At 63.2% G+C, this 16,236-nt stretch carries 13 protein-coding genes and 4 tRNA genes; 10 read left to right on the plus strand and 7 right to left on the minus strand.

Annotated elements, in window-relative coordinates; all coding sequences use genetic code 11:
* Positions 1-63: 63 nt before the first annotated feature.
* The 3 genes from ACQ4WN_RS16130 to ACQ4WN_RS16140 are packed head-to-tail and all read left to right on the plus strand — an operon-like array spanning position 64 to position 4,689.
* Positions 64-1,356 carry a TolC family protein gene (locus ACQ4WN_RS16130; protein ID WP_436552455.1) on the plus strand — a complete coding sequence of 431 codons (1,293 nt, stop codon included), beginning with the start codon at positions 64-66 and terminating at the stop codon, positions 1,354-1,356.
* Between the two features lie 28 nt (positions 1,357-1,384).
* A complete protein-coding gene (locus tag ACQ4WN_RS16135) occupies positions 1,385-3,523 on the plus strand; it encodes an ATP-binding cassette domain-containing protein (RefSeq protein WP_436552456.1) in 2,139 nt (712 codons plus the stop codon).
* The gene (locus ACQ4WN_RS16140) at positions 3,520-4,689 is read left to right on the plus strand and encodes an HlyD family type I secretion periplasmic adaptor subunit (RefSeq protein ID WP_436552457.1); all 1,170 of its coding nucleotides are present in this window, start codon (positions 3,520-3,522) and stop codon (positions 4,687-4,689) included. Before ACQ4WN_RS16135 ends, ACQ4WN_RS16140 begins: the two co-directional genes overlap by 4 nt.
* Before the next feature lie 14 nt (positions 4,690-4,703).
* On the opposite strand, the gene udk is transcribed toward ACQ4WN_RS16140, so the two are convergent.
* The 6 genes from udk to rnr all read right to left on the minus strand — a co-directional run bounded on the left by udk (position 4,704) and on the right by rnr (position 10,923).
* On the minus strand, positions 4,704-5,348 hold the full coding sequence (udk, locus tag ACQ4WN_RS16145; RefSeq protein WP_436552458.1) for a uridine kinase: 645 nt from the start codon (positions 5,346-5,348) through the stop codon (positions 4,704-4,706).
* Between the two features lie 59 nt (positions 5,349-5,407).
* Positions 5,408-5,911 (minus strand): DUF2199 domain-containing protein, encoded by a 504-nt coding sequence (locus ACQ4WN_RS16150; RefSeq protein ID WP_436552459.1) that lies wholly within the window; start codon positions 5,909-5,911, stop codon positions 5,408-5,410.
* Between the two features lie 13 nt (positions 5,912-5,924).
* Positions 5,925-6,635: a YceH family protein gene (locus ACQ4WN_RS16155; protein ID WP_436552460.1), complete on the minus strand. Its 711-nt coding sequence runs from the start codon at positions 6,633-6,635 to the stop codon at positions 5,925-5,927.
* Positions 6,636-6,645: 10 nt separating this feature from the next.
* A complete protein-coding gene (cysE, locus tag ACQ4WN_RS16160; protein ID WP_436552461.1) occupies positions 6,646-7,395 on the minus strand; it encodes a serine O-acetyltransferase in 750 nt (249 codons plus the stop codon).
* 192 nt (positions 7,396-7,587) lie between these two features.
* On the minus strand, positions 7,588-8,331 hold the full coding sequence (rlmB, locus tag ACQ4WN_RS16165) for a 23S rRNA (guanosine(2251)-2'-O)-methyltransferase RlmB (protein WP_436552462.1): 744 nt from the start codon (positions 8,329-8,331) through the stop codon (positions 7,588-7,590).
* A 15-nt stretch (positions 8,332-8,346) separates the two neighbouring features.
* Positions 8,347-10,923 carry a ribonuclease R gene (rnr, locus tag ACQ4WN_RS16170; RefSeq protein WP_436552463.1) on the minus strand — a complete coding sequence of 859 codons (2,577 nt, stop codon included), beginning with the start codon at positions 10,921-10,923 and terminating at the stop codon, positions 8,347-8,349.
* 387 nt (positions 10,924-11,310) lie between these two features.
* Here rnr and ACQ4WN_RS16175 point away from each other — a divergent pair.
* The 4 genes from ACQ4WN_RS16175 (at position 11,311) to ACQ4WN_RS16190 (ending at position 12,114) form a co-directional block, all read left to right on the plus strand.
* Positions 11,311-11,395 (plus strand) — tRNA-Leu (locus tag ACQ4WN_RS16175).
* Positions 11,396-11,722: 327 nt separating this feature from the next.
* A tRNA-Leu gene (locus ACQ4WN_RS16180) sits at positions 11,723-11,807 on the plus strand.
* A gap of 67 nt (positions 11,808-11,874) precedes the next feature.
* A tRNA-Leu gene (locus ACQ4WN_RS16185) sits at positions 11,875-11,959 on the plus strand.
* Between the two features lie 70 nt (positions 11,960-12,029).
* Positions 12,030-12,114, plus strand: a tRNA-Leu gene (locus ACQ4WN_RS16190).
* 75 nt (positions 12,115-12,189) lie between these two features.
* On the opposite strand, the gene ACQ4WN_RS16195 is transcribed toward ACQ4WN_RS16190, so the two are convergent.
* The gene (locus ACQ4WN_RS16195) at positions 12,190-13,041 is read right to left on the minus strand and encodes an SDR family oxidoreductase (protein ID WP_436552464.1); all 852 of its coding nucleotides are present in this window, start codon (positions 13,039-13,041) and stop codon (positions 12,190-12,192) included.
* A gap of 115 nt (positions 13,042-13,156) precedes the next feature.
* Between ACQ4WN_RS16195 and ACQ4WN_RS16200 the strand changes: the two genes are divergently transcribed.
* From ACQ4WN_RS16200 to ACQ4WN_RS16210, 3 genes are all read left to right on the plus strand, one after another.
* Complete coding sequence (locus ACQ4WN_RS16200; protein ID WP_436552465.1) at positions 13,157-13,582, plus strand: winged helix-turn-helix transcriptional regulator; 426 nt, start codon at positions 13,157-13,159, stop codon at positions 13,580-13,582.
* A 103-nt stretch (positions 13,583-13,685) separates the two neighbouring features.
* On the plus strand, positions 13,686-15,938 hold the full coding sequence (locus ACQ4WN_RS16205; protein ID WP_436552466.1) for an ATP-binding protein: 2,253 nt from the start codon (positions 13,686-13,688) through the stop codon (positions 15,936-15,938).
* 47 nt (positions 15,939-15,985) lie between these two features.
* A complete protein-coding gene (locus tag ACQ4WN_RS16210; protein ID WP_436552467.1) occupies positions 15,986-16,180 on the plus strand; it encodes a hypothetical protein in 195 nt (64 codons plus the stop codon).
* The last annotated feature ends 56 nt before the right edge of the window (positions 16,181-16,236 follow it).

Below are 16,236 nucleotides of genomic sequence, written 5' to 3' on the forward strand. Positions count from 1 at the left end.
GCAGCACAGCGCGCTCCCGCCACACCTTGAAATGCGTCAGGCCTCGTGCCGGAAAAAAACGGGATGAAATTACGCGGTTTCCCAGCATTGTCCTTACTGCCACGCATCGCGGCCTTGCTGGCGGCCGTGGCCATGGCGTCGGTATCGTCTTTCGCCAGCGCCCAGGGCGCCACGGCCTGGAGCTTCGACCAGGTCTTGCAGCAGGCGTTGCAAAGCCACCCGGCCGTCCAGGGCAAGCGCTCCGCGCAGGCGGCCGCGCGCGCCGACCTCGATGGCGCGCAGTGGCAGCGCTTTCCCAGCCTGTCGGCCGAAGTGCCCACCGGTTCGCAGGAAACGGGTGGCGTGGTGCGCATCGAGCAGCCGCTGTGGAGCGGTGGCCGCATCGACGCCGGTATCGATGCCGCCGGCAGCCGGGTCGACGCAGCCGGCGCGGCCATCGAGGAAGAACGCCTGACCCTGTCCCTGCGCGTGATCGCCGCCTACACCGAGGCGCTGCGCCAGACGGCGCGCGTGCGCTCGGCGGAAGAAGGCCTGGCCGAACACCAGCGCCTGCTGGACATGATCAAACGCCGCGTGGTGCAGTCGGTCAGTTCGCAGACCGACCAGCGCCTGGCCGAGTCGCGCAGCTACCAGGCGGCCAACGACGTGTCGAATGCACGACAGGCGCTGGAAAACGCGCTGGCGCAGCTATCGCAACTGGCCGGCAAGCCCGTGCGCCTGGTCAGCAGCACGGGCATCGGCGTGGGCGAACCGCAGCCCGACGCCAGCCTGGAAAGGGTCATGCGCCAGGCCATAGCCTACTCCCCTACCCTGCAACGCCTCGATTTCGAGGCGCAGGCAGCCGATTCCGAGATCACCCTGCAGCGCTCGGCCTACATGCCGAAGCTCGTGCTGCGCATGGAAAAGCCCACGGGCGGCATCAATGCCGACAATCGCACGCGTGCCATGCTGGTGCTGCAGGCGCAGCCGGGCGCCGGCTTGTCGGCCAAGGCTGGCGTGGACGCCGCAGTCGCCCGGCGCGAAGGCGCGCGCGCCGCGCACGATGTGGCCGAACGCGAGGTGCGCGAGCGTTTCACGCTGGACTGGAACGAGGCCGAAGCGAGCCGCCAGCGCCTGGGCAATGCGGGCGAGGCCAGCACCTCATCGACGCAGGTGTTCGAATCGTATGCGCGCCAGTACGTGATCGGCCGCAAGAGCTGGAACGATGTGCTCAACGCCGTGCGCGAAGCGACCCAGGCGCAGTTTTCACTGGAAGACACGCGCGCGCAGGCGATTGCCGCCAGCCTGCGCCTGGCCGCGCAAACGGGCACGCTGGCCGGGCGCACGGCACCGGCAGGCCTGGCGCGCCCGAAGTGATACCGACATGATGCCAACAGGAGACAGCGTGGATACCTCCATCAAACATGGCTTGCTGACACTCATCGACAGGGCCGCGCGCCTGACAGGTCAGCACCTGCCCGCCGCCCGCCTTGCCGACCTGCAGCGCCAGCTGGAACAGGTTGATGACAACGGCGCGCCCAGCGTGGTCCTCACCACCGCCTGGCAAGCGGGCGGACTGGAAGGCGCTGCGCGGGTGCTGCACGAGCCGTCGCCGGGCGAGCTGCCGTTCGCCGTCTACAGCACCAGCACGGGCTGGGGCTTGCTGCAGTCGCGCGGCGCCGACGGCGTCTGGCACGGCGAAGGCATCGATGGACGCGCCTTGCAACTGGACTCGCTGGCGGGCCTGGCTTGCGTGGCCTTGCCGCGGCGCAGCGAAAAAAGCGGTGCCCGCCCCGGCGCCCTGGGCCTGGTGCGCAACGCCCTGTGGCTGAAAAAGAGCGTGTTTGTCGACGCCGTGCTGGCCACCGCGCTGGTGACCCTGCTGACCATGGCCACCTCGCTGTTTTCCATGCAGGTGTACGACCGCGTGATTCCGAACCAGAGCTTCAGCACCCTGTGGGTGCTGGTGGTGGGAGTGGCCCTGTCGATCGGCCTGGAATTCATCCTCAAGCAGGTGCGTAGCCGCATCGTCGACCATTCGTGCAACGATGTCGACCATGAGCTGTCAGAGTGGTTTTTCCAGCGCATGCTGGGCATCCGCATGGAAGCGCGCCCCTCCTCGGTCGGCACCCTGGCGGCGCAAGTGAAGGGCTTTGAAATGGTGCGCGGCGTGCTCACCTCGACCTCCCTGTTCGTGCTGACGGACGTGCCCTTCGCTCTGATTTTTCTCGCCATGATCACCATCATCGGCGGGCCGCTGGTGGTGGTGCCGCTGGTGGCCTTGCCGCTGGCCCTTGTGTGCGGGTTGATGTTCCAGCGCGCCATCCAGGGCCACACGCGCAAGAACCTCAACGCCAGCAACCGCAAGGCGGGCTTGCTGGTGGAAGCCGTCGATGGCGTCGAAACGCTCAAGGGCAGCAGCGCCGAATGGATGATGCAGGCGCGCTGGGCCGAACTGGTGGCCGAGAGCAGCCACGCGGAGCAGAATATCCGCGACTATGCAGCCCTGTCGCAAAACATCACGGCCGCCTTCCAGCAGCTGACCAACGTGGCGCTGATCTCCATGGGTGCGTGGTTCGTGGCGGAGAACCAGATGACCATGGGCGCGCTGATGGCGTGCACCATCATCAGCAACCGCGCCCTGATGCCCATCGTGCAGCTGCCCGCCGTGATGGTGCAGTGGGCGCACGCGCGCGCCTCGATCGATGGCCTGGAACAGGTCATCAGCCTGCCCAACGAGGCGGACAACGCGCAGTTCGCGCTGACGCCGCGCAGCCTCGATACGGGACTGCGCTTCGAACGTATCGGCTTTACGTATGGCGGCGCGCAAAAGGTGGCGCTGGAAGTGGAAAGCCTGTCCATCCGCCCCGGCGAACGGGTCGGCCTGGTGGGCGCCATCGGCTCGGGCAAGAGCACCCTGCTGAAACTGGCCTCGGGCCTGTACCAGCCGGCCGAAGGCAAGGTATATCTGGGCGACGTCGACATGGCCCTGCTGGCGCCGGCCGTGGTGCGCGAGATGATCGGCTATCTGCCGCAGGAAACGCGGCTGTTCAGCGGCAGCCTGCGCGACAACCTGCTGCTGGGACTAGCCGACCCGGGCGAGGAAGCGATCCTGGCCGCGGCAAAACGCACGGGCTTGATCGAGCTGATACTGGGCCAGCCACGGGGACTTGCGCTGGCCATTACCGAAGGCGGACGGGGTGTGTCGGGCGGCCAGCGCCAGTTGATCGCCGTCACGCGCCTGCTGCTGGCCAAGCCGCGCATCTGGCTGCTCGATGAACCGACGGGCGCCATGGATGCGAAGACGGAAGCGCGCATCGTCGGGCTCCTGGGCGAACTGGCGGCCGACGGCGTGACCATGGTCGCCACCACGCACAAGAATGCCCTCTTGCCGCTGCTTGACCGCCTGGTGGTGCTGCAGGCGGGACGGGTGCTGCTCGACGGCCCGCGCGACTTTGTCCTGGCCAAGCTGTCGGGCAAGCCGCAGGCCGTGCCCACGCCGGTAGCCGCAACTGCGCCAGTGGCGCAAGGAGCGGTGGCATGAAACTGGCAACAGTGGAAACGCGGGAAGAAGCGAAACGGGGCCGGCTGCTGATCTGGAGCTGCACGGCGGCGCTCGCTGGCGTCATCGCCTGGGCTTCGTGGGCGGAGCTGGACCAGGTGACGCGCGCCAACGGCCAGGTGATCGCCAGTTCGCGCAACCAGATCATCCAGGTGGCCGATGGCGGCGTGCTGGCCGAACTGCGCGTGCACGAAGGCAGCGTGGTAAAAAAGGGCGAACTGCTGGCCCGCTTCGACCGCACGCGGGCCGAGACGAGCTACCTGGAAAGCACGGCCAAGGCAGCCGGGCTGAAGGCGGCCGTGGCGCGCCTGCAGGCGGAAGTGTTTGGCGGCGCGCCGAAATTCCCGCCCGAACTGCAGGCGTTTCCGGAATTTCGCGCCAACCAGCTGGCCCTGTTCAGCAAGCGCCAGGGCGCCGTGCAAGCGGAAGTGAGTTCGCTGGACAGCGCCATGAAGCTGATCAGGGAAGAGCTGGAAATGAATCTGCCGCTGCTGGAAACGGGGGACGTCAGCCGCGCGGAAGTACTGAAACTGCGGCGCCAGGTGGTCGACATCCAGGCGCAGATCACCAACCGGCGCAACAAATACCTGCAAGACAGCCAGACGGACCTGGTAAAAGCCCAGGAAGACCTGGCCGGCGTGCTACAGACGGTGACGCAGCGCAAGGAGCAGCTGGGTTCGACGGACATTTACGCACCCACCGACGGCATCGTGCGCAATGTGCGGCTCACCACCCTGGGCGGCGTGGCCAAGCCGGGCGAGGAAATCCTGCAAATCGTGCCGACGGACGATGACCTGATCATCGAGGCAAAAGTCAAGCCGGCCGACATCGCCTTCATCAAGCCCGGCCTGCCCACGGCCGTCAAACTCGATGCCTACGACTACGGCATCTACGGGCGCCTGCGCGGCACCGTCAGCTACATCAGCGCCGATACCTTAAGTGAAGACAACAAGGGCAACGAACAGCCGTACTACCGCGTGCAGATCAAGACCAGCGGGCGCAAACTGGTGGGCAAGAATGGCGAGCCGATCCTGATCCAGCCGGGCATGACGGCCACCGTGGAAATCAACACGGGCCGCAAAACGGTCTTGCGCTACCTGATGAAACCGATCACCAAGACGTTTTCTGAATCGATGGGGGAGCGGTGATCTAGCGGGCGATGTCAGGCGGTCGGTTTCAATTGACCAATGACGCTGGCCACCTTGGCGGTAATCATGTCGACCGCGGGGCCATTGGCGCCGTGCGGCAAAATGACATCGGCATTGCGCTTGGTGGGTTCGATGAATTGCTTGTGCATCGGGCGCACGGTTTCCAGATACTGCTCGATGACACTTTCCACCGAGCGGCCACGTTCCGTAATATCGCGTTGCATGCGGCGGATGAAGCGCACGTCGGAGGCCGTGTCGACAAAGATCTTCAGCGACATCATGTCGCGCAAGTCTTCGTCATACAAGGCAAACAGGCCTTCGATGACGATCACCGGGGCCGGTTTGACGGGAATGGTCCTGCTGGAGCGATTGTGCAGCGTGAAGTCGTACTCGGGCATGTCGATCGCGACACCATTGCGCAAGGCCTGGATGTGCTGCACCAGCAATGGCCATTCGAACGCCTGCGGATGGTCGTAATTCTGCTGGCGGCGAACTTCAGGGGAGAGGTGCGTCTGGTCGCAGTAGTAATCGTCCTGCATCACGACCGAGACCATGTCGGCGCCAAACGACGCCAGCACTTGTTGTGATACGGTGGACTTGCCACTGCCGCTTCCGCCAGCGACACCAATGATAAACGGTTGGAAAGAAATCTTATTCATGCCGAATGATACCGGAAACGCGACCGGACTGACAGGGAGCGGCTGCAAAGCCGGGCCTGTCACGCGCCATGCACCAGCCGCGCATACAGCTCGGCCACCCGCTCTGCGGTGATGCCGTCGCGCTGCTCCAGCGCCAGCGGATGCTCCGTCGGTTCCAGCTCGATGAATGGGCGCACGCCATCGTCGCGCAGGTGGACGCGGGTTTTCAGGTTCAGGGTGGCCGGGTACACGGGCAGCTGTGTGCTGAGCCAGCCGAAGAAGGGGCCGATGTGCGCCCGCTGCGCGTCATTGAAGCAGGCGTCCCAGGCGTCGAAGCTCTCGCCGCTCAGCGACACCCACACGCCCCAGCTGAACGGCTCTTCCGAGCCATGCACGGGGATGTCGATGGTGGCGCGCACGAAGCAGTGCGCTTCGTCGACGATGCAGGCGTCGCTGTCGAGATGGCAGCGCGCTTCGCGCTCGGCAGGCGCCATCTGCTCATATAGCCACGGCGCATTGGCGCCAAAGCTGGGCATGCCCGTGTGGGTCTCGCCGCAGGAGCGGCAAAGGAAGGAAAACGTCATGCGTGCAGTGACGTTATTCGAACTGCTTGCGGAACGCCTCGAACTGCGCCGCCAGGCCATCGAAGTCGCTGCGCAATTGCAGCACTTCCTGTTCCAGCTGGGCCACGCGACTGCCTTGTTGCGGCGCGCTGACGGCACCGGCAAAACCGGCCGCCGTCTCGATCTGCGCCAGCGCTTCTTCGCCGCCCAGCAAGTGGCCGTAGCGCGGTTCCTTGGCACCGGGGGCGACGGCCAGCCTGGCCACCAGCGGCGGGTATTTATCGATCAGGAACTGCAGGCCAGCTTCCACTTCCGCCACCGACTTGAATTCATGCACGCGGCCACTGCGGCTGCGGATTTCGCCCGCCGTCTGCAAGCCGCGCAGCATCAATATCGTCAGGATGGCCAGTTTGTCCTGTTCCAGCGACCATTTGATGCGCATGCGGTGTTCGTACTTGGCGACACGCGCGCCAGCCTGCGTGATGCCATTGACGAATTTACGCTGCATCAGACGCTGCAGGACATCGTAGACTGTTTCCTCGGACAGGGCCATGACGGGATCGCGGCTGGACAGCTGGTTGCAGCCGTTGGTCAGGGCATTCAAGGACAAGGGGTAGCTGTCCGGCGTCAGCGCTTCCTTTTCGGCCAGCACGGCCAGCACGCGGATCTCGAAGGGGTCGAGCAGATTCGGATTGTCACTGCCTTTTTCTGCTGCGTTTTCAGCTATGTTTACGTCTGTAGTCATGCCTGTATCCTTAATCAACCAGCTTATTCATTTGCTCGGAATCAAATTTATCACACTCAGGCACAGCCTGGCAGCATATGCCCGCCGCCTTCAGGGTGGCGAGGATGGTTTCGATACGCTGTTCCTGCGCAACGGCATGCGTGATCAAGCCTTGCAGGGCTTTCGACAGCGGATCGTCGCCGTTGGGCGTGACGCCATACGCGGCGAACAGGTGGGCCGTGCTGCCCTCGCGCAAGGCGTTGACATCCTTTTGCACGATGTGCGCCGGGTTGCCCACGGCCGTGGCGCCGGATGGCACGGGTTTGAGCACCACGGCATTCGAGCCCACCTTGGCGTACTCGCCCACCGTGAAGCTGCCCAGCACCTGGGCGCCGGCGCCGACGATGACGCCCCGCCCCAGGGTCGGATGGCGTTTGCTGCCGCTATGCAGCGAGGTGCCGCCCAGGGTCACGCCCTGGTAAATGGTGCAATCGTCGCCGACGATGGCCGTCTCGCCGATCACCACGCCGAAGCCATGGTCGATGAAGACGCGCCGGCCGATAACCGCGCCCGGGTGGATTTCAATGCCCGTGATGATGCGGGCGATATACGAAATGAAGCGCCCCACCCACTTCATGTGCCGCGTCCAGCACCAGTGCGCCCAGCCGTGCATGACGATGGCGTGCAAGCCCGGGTAACAGGTCAGTACCTCCCAGCCATTGCGGGCGGCGGGGTCACGTTCGATGATGCTGTTGATGTCTTCGCGCAGGTGGTGGAACATAATGAAAACGGATAAGGTGGAACGCAAATGGTAGCGTATTCGGCGGCGTGCTGCCGGAGAGGCAGATAAACAACCGCCGCCTCAAGGGCGGCGGTATATAAAGAAGCGCTACAAAACGTTCAGGGCAAGGCGCATTGCCGAAGACAGTACGAATAGTACGGCGAGGCAATGCAACGCCGCCCTGGACGTTTTTTAGCCTTCTTTCGCGATGCGCTGGCGGCGGGCTTCGTACAAGCACACGCCGGAAGCGACCGACACGTTCAGACTCTCGACGGAGCCAAACATCGGGATGCTGACGAGGATATCGCAGGTGTCGCGCGTCAGGCGGCGCATGCCTTCGCCTTCGGAACCCATGACCAGGGCCGTCGGGCCCGTGAAATCGGCTTCGTACAATCCTTTTTCGCCGTCGTCCGAAGTACCGATCAGCCAGATGCCGCGGTCCTTCAGTTCACGCATGGTGCGCGCCAGATTCGTCACGGTGATGTACGGCACGGTTTCGGCGGCGCCGCTGGCGACCTTGGCGGCAGTGGTATTCAAACCCACGGCGCGGTCCTTCGGCACGATGACGGCATGTGCGCCGACGCCGTCGGCTACGCGCAGGCAGGCGCCCAGGTTGTGCGGATCGGTGATGCCGTCGAGTATCAACAGCAGTGGCGGGCCATCGATGGCGTCCAGCAGCTCATCGAGATTGCGCGCCAGCGACAGCTGCGACGCAAAGGCGATCACGCCCTGGTGGCGGCGCGTGCCGACGATCTTGTCCAGGCGCGACGAATCGACGGGCATGACGCGCACGTTGGCAGCCTTGGCGGCGGCGATCATGTCTTTCATGCGGCCGTCGACGCGGCTGGCATCGACGAAAATTTCTTCCACGGACGACGCTTCGTGACGCAGGCGCGAGGTGACGGCGTGGAAGCCGAAAATCATTTTATTCTTCATGTGTTATCGCTTCTTTTAACGCTTGCTTTTGCTTGTTTTTGATACAGTTTTTGCTGCACGTGGTGCCGCCGCGGCGGGTGCCGCGGCTGGTTTTTTGCTGCGCTTCGGCGCGGCGGCCTTGGGAGCTGCCGCCTTAGGGGCTTCCTTCAGGACTGCCTTGGCTTGCACCTTGGCTGCAGGCTTGGCTTGCGCCTTGGCGCCGTTGGAACGGCCGCCTGAACCATTAGCGGCCTTGCCGCCGTTGTTGCCGCTGGCCTTGATCTCGTGGCGCTGCTCGGTCGCGGGACCGGGCTTGACCATGGACTTCTTCTCGCCCTTGCGCTTGCCGCCGCCGTTCGGCTTGGCCGGCACTTCTTCGCCCGCCAGTTCCGCATCGGTCACCAGGCGCAGGTCGATCTTGCGCGTTTCCAGGTCGACACGTGCCACTTGTACCGTCAGACGGTCGGTCAGCTGGTAGCGCTTGCCCGTGCGTTCGCCGCGCAATTCATGGCGCGCATCGTCGTACTGGAAGTAGTCGGTGCCCAGCTCGGTGACGTGCACCAGGCCTTCGACAAACAGGGTGTCGAGCTGCACGAACACGCCAAAGGTGGTCACGCCGGTGATGGTGCCGGTGAATTCTTCGCCCAGCTTGTCTTGCATGAAGTAGCACTTCAGCCACGCTTCCACGTCGCGCGACGCTTCGTCGGCGCGGCGCTCGTTGGCCGAGCAATGCACGCCCAGCGCGTCCCAGATGGTCAGATCGGTCTTCTTCGGCTTGCCGTCGGCCTTGTCCTTGGCTTGCTGCTTGCGCGTGGCGTTCGATACGTTGGTGTTCAACACGACTTTATCGGACAGCTTCGGCTCGTATTTCTTGCCTTGCAAAATAGCCTTGATGGCGCGGTGCGTCAGCAAGTCGGGATAGCGGCGGATCGGGCTGGTGAAGTGGGCATACGCCTCGTAGGCCAGGCCGAAGTGGCCGATATTGTCCGGGCTGTAGACGGCTTGCTGCATCGAGCGCAGCAGCATCGTTTGCAGCAGGGCCGCATCGGGACGCAGCTTGATCTGCTGCATCAAGGTCTGGTAATCCGATGCCGATGGCGTGTCGCCGCCCGTCAGGTTCAGGCCGACCTGCTTGAGGAAGGTGCGCACTTGCGTGAGCTTTTCCTTGGTCGGGCTGGCGTGGATGCGGTAAGTGCCCGGGTGCTTGTTGCGCAGCAACAAATCGGCCGCGCAGACGTTGGCCGCCAGCATGCACTCTTCGATGATCTTGTGCGCTTCGTTGCGCGTGCGGGGGATGATCTTTTCGATCTTGCCCGCGCTATTGCAGACGATATACGTTTCCGTCGTCTCGAAATCGATGGCGCCACGCTCCGTGCGTGCTTTCAGCAGGGCGCGGTAGACGGCTTCCAGGTTTTGCAGGTGCGGCAGGATGTCCGCGCGGCGTGCCGCTTCGGGTCCCTTGGTATTGCCCAGCACGGCAGCGACTTCGTCATACGTGAGGCGCGCTGCCGAATGGATCACGGCCGGGTAGAACTGGTACGCCTTCAGCTCGCCCTTGTCACTGACGACGGCGTCGCACACGAGGGTCAGGCGGTCGACGGCCGGGTTCAAGGAACACAGGCCATTCGATAATTTTTCCGGCAGCATCGGGATCACGCGACGCGGGAAGTAGACAGACGTGCTGCGTTCGAGCGCATCGATATCGAGCGCGTCGTTCGGTTTCACGTAATGGCTGACGTCGGCAATTGCCACGATCAGGCGGAAGCAGTTGGCGCGGCCGATCTTGACGGGTTCGCAATACACGGCATCGTCGAAATCGCGCGCATCTTCGCCGTCGATGGTGACGAGTGGCACGTCGCGCAAGTCAACACGCTCTTTCAGGTCGGCGTCACGCACTTCGAACGGCAGTTTTTCAGCTTGCTTGAGGGCGGCGGCGGAAAAGATGTGCGGCACGTTGAATTTACGTACGGCGATTTCAATTTCCATGCCGGGATCATCGAGCGCACCGAGCACTTCGACGATCTTGCCGACAGGCTGCTTGAAACGCATCGGTTGCTCGGTCAGCTCGACGCTGACGATCTGGCCGGCCTTCGCCTTGCCTACCGAACCGGTCACCAGGATGTCCTGGCCGATGCGCTGGTCTTCCGGCGCCACGACCCAGGTGCCGTTTTCCTGAATCAAACGGCCGATGACGTGGCTATTGGCACGGTAAGTGACTTCCACGATCGTGCCTTCCGGGCGGCCGCGGCGGTCCGTGCCGACGATGCGGGCCATGACCTTGTCGCCATGCAGGACTTTCTGCATTTCTTTCTCAGGCAGGAACAGGTCGGCGCTGGCGTCGTCGGGAATGACGAAACCGAAGCCATCGCGGTGGCTGGTGACGCGACCGGCGACAAGCGCACTCTGGTCGGCCAGGCTGAAAACACCGCTGGCATCAGACTTCAGCTGGCCGTCGCGCTCCATCGCCTTCAGGCGACGGACCAGGACATCCATGGAATCGGCATGCACTTGCAGCGTTTTCCCGAGAGACTGCGGATCGAGAGGCGCGCTGACGCTGCGGAATATGCCGAGAATGTCCTCCCGGCTGGGGATGGTGTGGGTATTTTGGCTCAAAAGTATTTCTATAGTTGTTATTGACAGTGATCAAACGGAATACAAAGACCGATGACATCACCGTCAATATTGACACGGTGATGTCCGGTAGTGTACCGGAGGACGCCTTGGTTTGCCTAACGGACAGCGTAGCGAAAACTGAACAAGTACCCCGCCGATGAAAAAAAGAAGAAAAGCTGCGCAATGCATTTGACTTCGGCAAATATTGCTCTATAATCTCGGTCTCTTGCAGCGACAAACCTTCACGGGAATGCAGTTGCAGGAAAGCGGTACAGGGTTGATGTGCAGTATGGAGCGAAAGCTCATCTGGCGCAAAACTCTTCTAGCCGCTATAATAGCAGAATTGTTGCTAAGTTATTTTGCAGCAAGTAATAAAGCAGCATCAGTGCCCACGTGGCGGAATTGGTAGACGCGCATGGTTCAGGTCCATGTGCCTTCGGGTGTAGGGGTTCGAGTCCCTTCGTGGGCACCATTACCTAATTCGCAAAAAAGCCGCAAACTTTCACGAGTTTGCGGCTTTTTTCATTCCTGCGACGAAAAGCCCTCCCGCCCCTCCCTCCAGCAAGTCGGCAGCACTGCGGCAGCCGGGCTGCACGGCGCGTCCAGGGACAGAAGCCTGCGGAAAACGCTGAAAAAATAGGCAGATTTAACCTTTTTCCATAGGGAACAACCATTTTCAGGCGAAAAAACATGTTTCTTGAAGAAAAGTGCAAAATGTTGATTGACCGAATGCGCGCCAGCCCTTATGATTTTGTCCTCGCTGCAGAACACGCAGCGACAAGCAGCAAGCAGTAACAATGCCCACGTGGCGGAATTGGTAGACGCGCATGGTTCAGGTCCATGTGCCTTCGGGTGTAGGGGTTCGAGTCCCTTCGTGGGCACCACCAGCAACGAGTTGTTTTCGTTGTGATCCGCAGTAAAGCAGTCAGTAGTTGATGTAAGCAGCACAATGCCCACGTGGCGGAATTGGTAGACGCGCATGGTTCAGGTCCATGTGCCTTCGGGTGTAGGGGTTCGAGTCCCTTCGTGGGCACCACCAGCAACGGATGTTTTCGTTGTAGTCCGCAGTACAGTAGTGAGATAGAGCAGTAAGTAGCAGCATCAGTGCCCACGTGGCGGAATTGGTAGACGCGCATGGTTCAGGTCCATGTGCCTTCGGGTGTAGGGGTTCGAGTCCCTTCGTGGGCACCATTACCTAATTCGCAAAAAAGCCGCAAACTTTCACGAGTTTGCGGCTTTTTTCATTTCCGGATGCCACCACTCCCCTTATTTTTCCAGCGCTACCTTCACGGCGTCAAACAGGGTCGTCGTCGGACGGCCAATCAGCGCGCTCAATTGCTTGCCATGGTCTTCCAGTGCGCCCCTGGCCGCGCCCGCATCGGAGTCGGCCAGCAGATCGGCAAAGCCTTCCGGCACGCCCACACCCACCAGCGCCGCCTTGAAGTCCGCCTGCGGCAAATCTTTATACACAATCGCCTTGCCCGACTGGCGCGCCACTTCGGCCGCATACTCGGCCAGGGTAAAACCCTGGTCGCCAGCGAGTTCATAGATGGCTTGCGGCCGGGCCGCCGTCAGCACGGCAGCGGCGGCGGCGGCGTAGTCAAGACGCGCGGCCGACGAGAAACGGCCATCCTGCGCCGCGCCCAGCACCACGCCATGCTCGAGCACAGGCGCCAGGTGTTCCGTATGGTTTTCCAGATACCAGCCGTTGCGCAGGAAAGTGTACGGCAGGCTGGAGGCGCGGATGGCCGCTTCCGTGATGACGTGCTCGGCAGCCAGGCCCAGCGGCGACGTGTCGGCGTGCAAGACGCTGGTGTAGGCCAGCAGGGCCACGCCGGCGCGCTTGGCCGCATCGATGACATTCTGGTGCTGCTGCGCGCGCTGCCCCACTTCGCTCGACGAAATCAGCAAAATCTTCGTTGCCCCCTTGAACGCCGCATCGAGGCTGGCGCCATCGTTGTAATCGGCCTGGCGCACTTGCACGCCCAGTGCAGCCAGGTTGGCGGCCTTGGCCGGATTGCGCACGGCGGCGATGATGCTGGCGGCGGGTACGGAAGTGAGCAGGCTGGCGATGACGTGCTGGCCCAGATTACCTGTGGCGCCGGTGATGACGATCATGATTTTTCCTTGGAGGGTGGGTGGTAAAACCCTATAATAGGACTATTACTTACTTATTGTAAGTACGTACCTTTTGGTAAGTATTAATCAACGCGCAAATTGAAGGTCAACTATCATGTCCACAGACACTCCCGGCGCCAGCCTGCGCACCTCCCTGGCCCGGCAAAACCAGGGAGCGCACCTGCTGGCGGCCGCCTGCCCGTCGCGCGCCGTGCTCAGCCACCTGACCAGCCGCTGGGCCGTGCTGGTACTGGTACTGCTGCTGAGCGGCACACGGCGCTTCAGCGAACTGCGCCGCGAAGTGGGCGGGGTCAGCGAAAAAATGCTGGCACAGACCCTGGAAGCGCTGGCGGGCGACGGCTTCGTGCTGCGCCAGGCGTATCTGGTGATACCGCCCAAGGTGGAATACAGCCTCACGCCGCTGGGACGCGAAGCGGCCGAACGCCTGGCCGTGCTGGTCGACTGGATCGAGGATAATTACCCGCGCATCGAACAGGCGCGCGCCGAACTGACGCCGCAGAACGCGAAGAGCGCAGCGTAAAACAGCGCGCAAACGCATTGCTTTTGGTCATCAAGAATTATCGTTTACTCCTACTTGCCTTGATGTAATACTAGCCTCACAAAACGCGTAAAGGCGCGACACCATGAATCAGTTGATTTCTTCCATCGCCGAGCGGGCCAAAGTGCTACTGGTGAGCAATTCACCTAACGATGTGCGCGAACTGCTGTATGTGCTGGACCGGCATAACCTGGGCACAGGACTGGCGGGCGATATCGACGAAGGCGTGGAACTGGCGGCTGGCGGCACGGACCTGATCCTGCTCGACGCGGCCCTGGCCGGCACGAATATCGGCGCCACCTGCATGCGCCTGCGCAATGCGGGCGGACGCCATGGCGTGCCCCTGCTGCTGATGTCGGCCACCCCCAGCGCCGAGGAGCAGGGCCGCAGCGTGGGCGCCGGCGCCAGCGACTACATCAAGATGCCCTTCAATGCGCGCGACGTGGCGGAAAAAATCCTCATGGAACTGGCGTTGCACAAGGCCGAGGCGCCCGCCGCCCGCCCCTTCGACACTCCGGCCACGCCACCGCGCCCCCTGCATCCGCAGACGCTGGAAGTCAATTACCATTCCATCCTGGCCGGCTCGCCCGACGCCGTGCTGCTGTTCGATATCGACAACCGCCTGCTGATCGACGCCAACCACCTGGCCGAAGAATTGTTCGGCATGCCGCTGGCCGAGCTGCTGCAAGGCGGCATGGAGCCGCTGTTCCCAAGGCATCATGGCGATGACCTCGCCTCGCAGCAATTGCTGGAAGAAAAGATCCGCGATACCTTGCAAGGCAAGATCGTCGTCTTCCGCACCAGCTGCTGCCACCGCGACAGCCACCCGATCGCCTGCGAAATCCGCCTGATGCGCTTATCCGTGCCAGGCCGGCAACTCGTGCATGCGCGCATCATCGACTTGACCGAACGCAACCTCGCCGAAGCCATGCGCGCGGGCCAGAGCACCCTGCTGGAAATGGTCGCCAAGGGCGCGCCCCTGATCCCCACCCTGAACCAGCTGCTGCTGCTGATCGAAGGCCAGTCGCGCGGCGTGCTCTGCTCCATCATGCTGCTCGACGATGACGGCATCCACATGCACAGCGCGGCCGGCCCCAGCCTGCCGTCCGAGTACATGGCACTGCTCGAAGGCGTGGCCATCGGCCCCGGCGTGGGTTCCTGCGGCACGGCCATGTTCCTGCGCGAACCGGTGGTAGTGAGCGACATCATGCGCGATCCCCTGTGGGCGCCCTACCGCGAGCTGGCGGCGCCGTTCGGCCTGCGTGCCTGCTGGTCGCGCCCCATCTTCGGCCAGGATGGCGCCGTCCTCGGCTCGTTCGCCATGTATTACCGCGAAGTGCGCAAGCCCGATGCGCGCGACCTGGAGCTGATCGACACGGCCACCGACCTGGCCGGCATCGCCATCGGCCGCATGCGCCATGAACGCGAGCTGCAGCGTCACCGCACCCACCTGGAAGAGCTGGTGGACGAACGCACGGCCGCCCTGACGCAGGCCAAGGAACACTCCGAACAGGCGAACCGCGAACTGGCCGCAGCGCTGGAAAACCTGTCCATTACGCAGGAAGAACTGGTGCGCCGCGACAAGCTGGCCGCGCTCGGTGCGCTGGTGGCCGGCATCGCGCATGAACTCAATACGCCGATCGGCAACGGCCTGGTGGTCGCCACCACCATGGCCGAACGCACGCGCGAAATCCAGGCCAGCTTCCAGGGTGGCTTGCGCCGCTCGGAACTGGGCGCGTATTTGACCCAGGCCAGCGAGGCCGACGCCATCATGCTGCGCAACCTGCAGCGCGCCGCCGACCTGGTCTCCAGCTTCAAGCAGATCGCTGTCGACCGCGCCAGCTCGCAGCGCCGCCACTTCCTGCTGCGCCAGTTCATCGCCGAACTGATGCTGCCCATGTCAACGCCGCTCAAGGCCGCCGGCCTGAGCCTGACACAGGACGTGCCGGACGGCCTGGCCATGGACAGCTACCCCGGTCCGCTGGGCCAGGTGCTGAGCAACCTGCTGGAAAACTGCCTGCGCCACGCCTTCGAGGGCCGCAGCGGCGGCAATATCGCCATCACCGCGCGCGGCAGCGACGATGGGCAGACGATCATCCTGTCCATCAGCGACACGGGCGTGGGCATCGCCGCCGACGACCTGGCGCATGTCTACGACCCCTTCTTCACGACCAAACTCGGTTCCGGCGGCTCGGGCCTGGGCCTGCACGTGGCGCACAACATCGTCACGGGCGTGCTGGGCGGCCATATCGACGCCACCAGCAGCACCGGCGTCGGCAGCGGCACCACCTTCACCCTGCAACTGCCCGCTGCGGCGCCGCAATCGCCCGCGCCCTGAACGGCAAGCGCGCTACAATGCCCGCAGGCCTTCATTTCGGAGCACTTATGAAATACCTGATCGCCACGGCCCTGCTGGCCGCCTGCGCCTGCGCCTCGGCCGGACCGGCGCCCTGGTACCAGTGGCGCAGCAAGGTCGACGGCACCCTGTCGTGTGCCCAATCGACCTTGGGATTTGGCTGGGAACTGGCCTCTGGCCCCTACAAAGATAGCCGTTGCGAAAAACCGGCGCTTGTTAAATAATGGGGGTATGACCACACGGGGCACCGGCTTGAGATCAAGCGATGGCATTGCGGCGT

Source organism: Janthinobacterium pasteuri, from assembly GCF_051380775.1.
GTDB lineage: Bacteria > Pseudomonadota > Gammaproteobacteria > Burkholderiales > Burkholderiaceae_D > Janthinobacterium.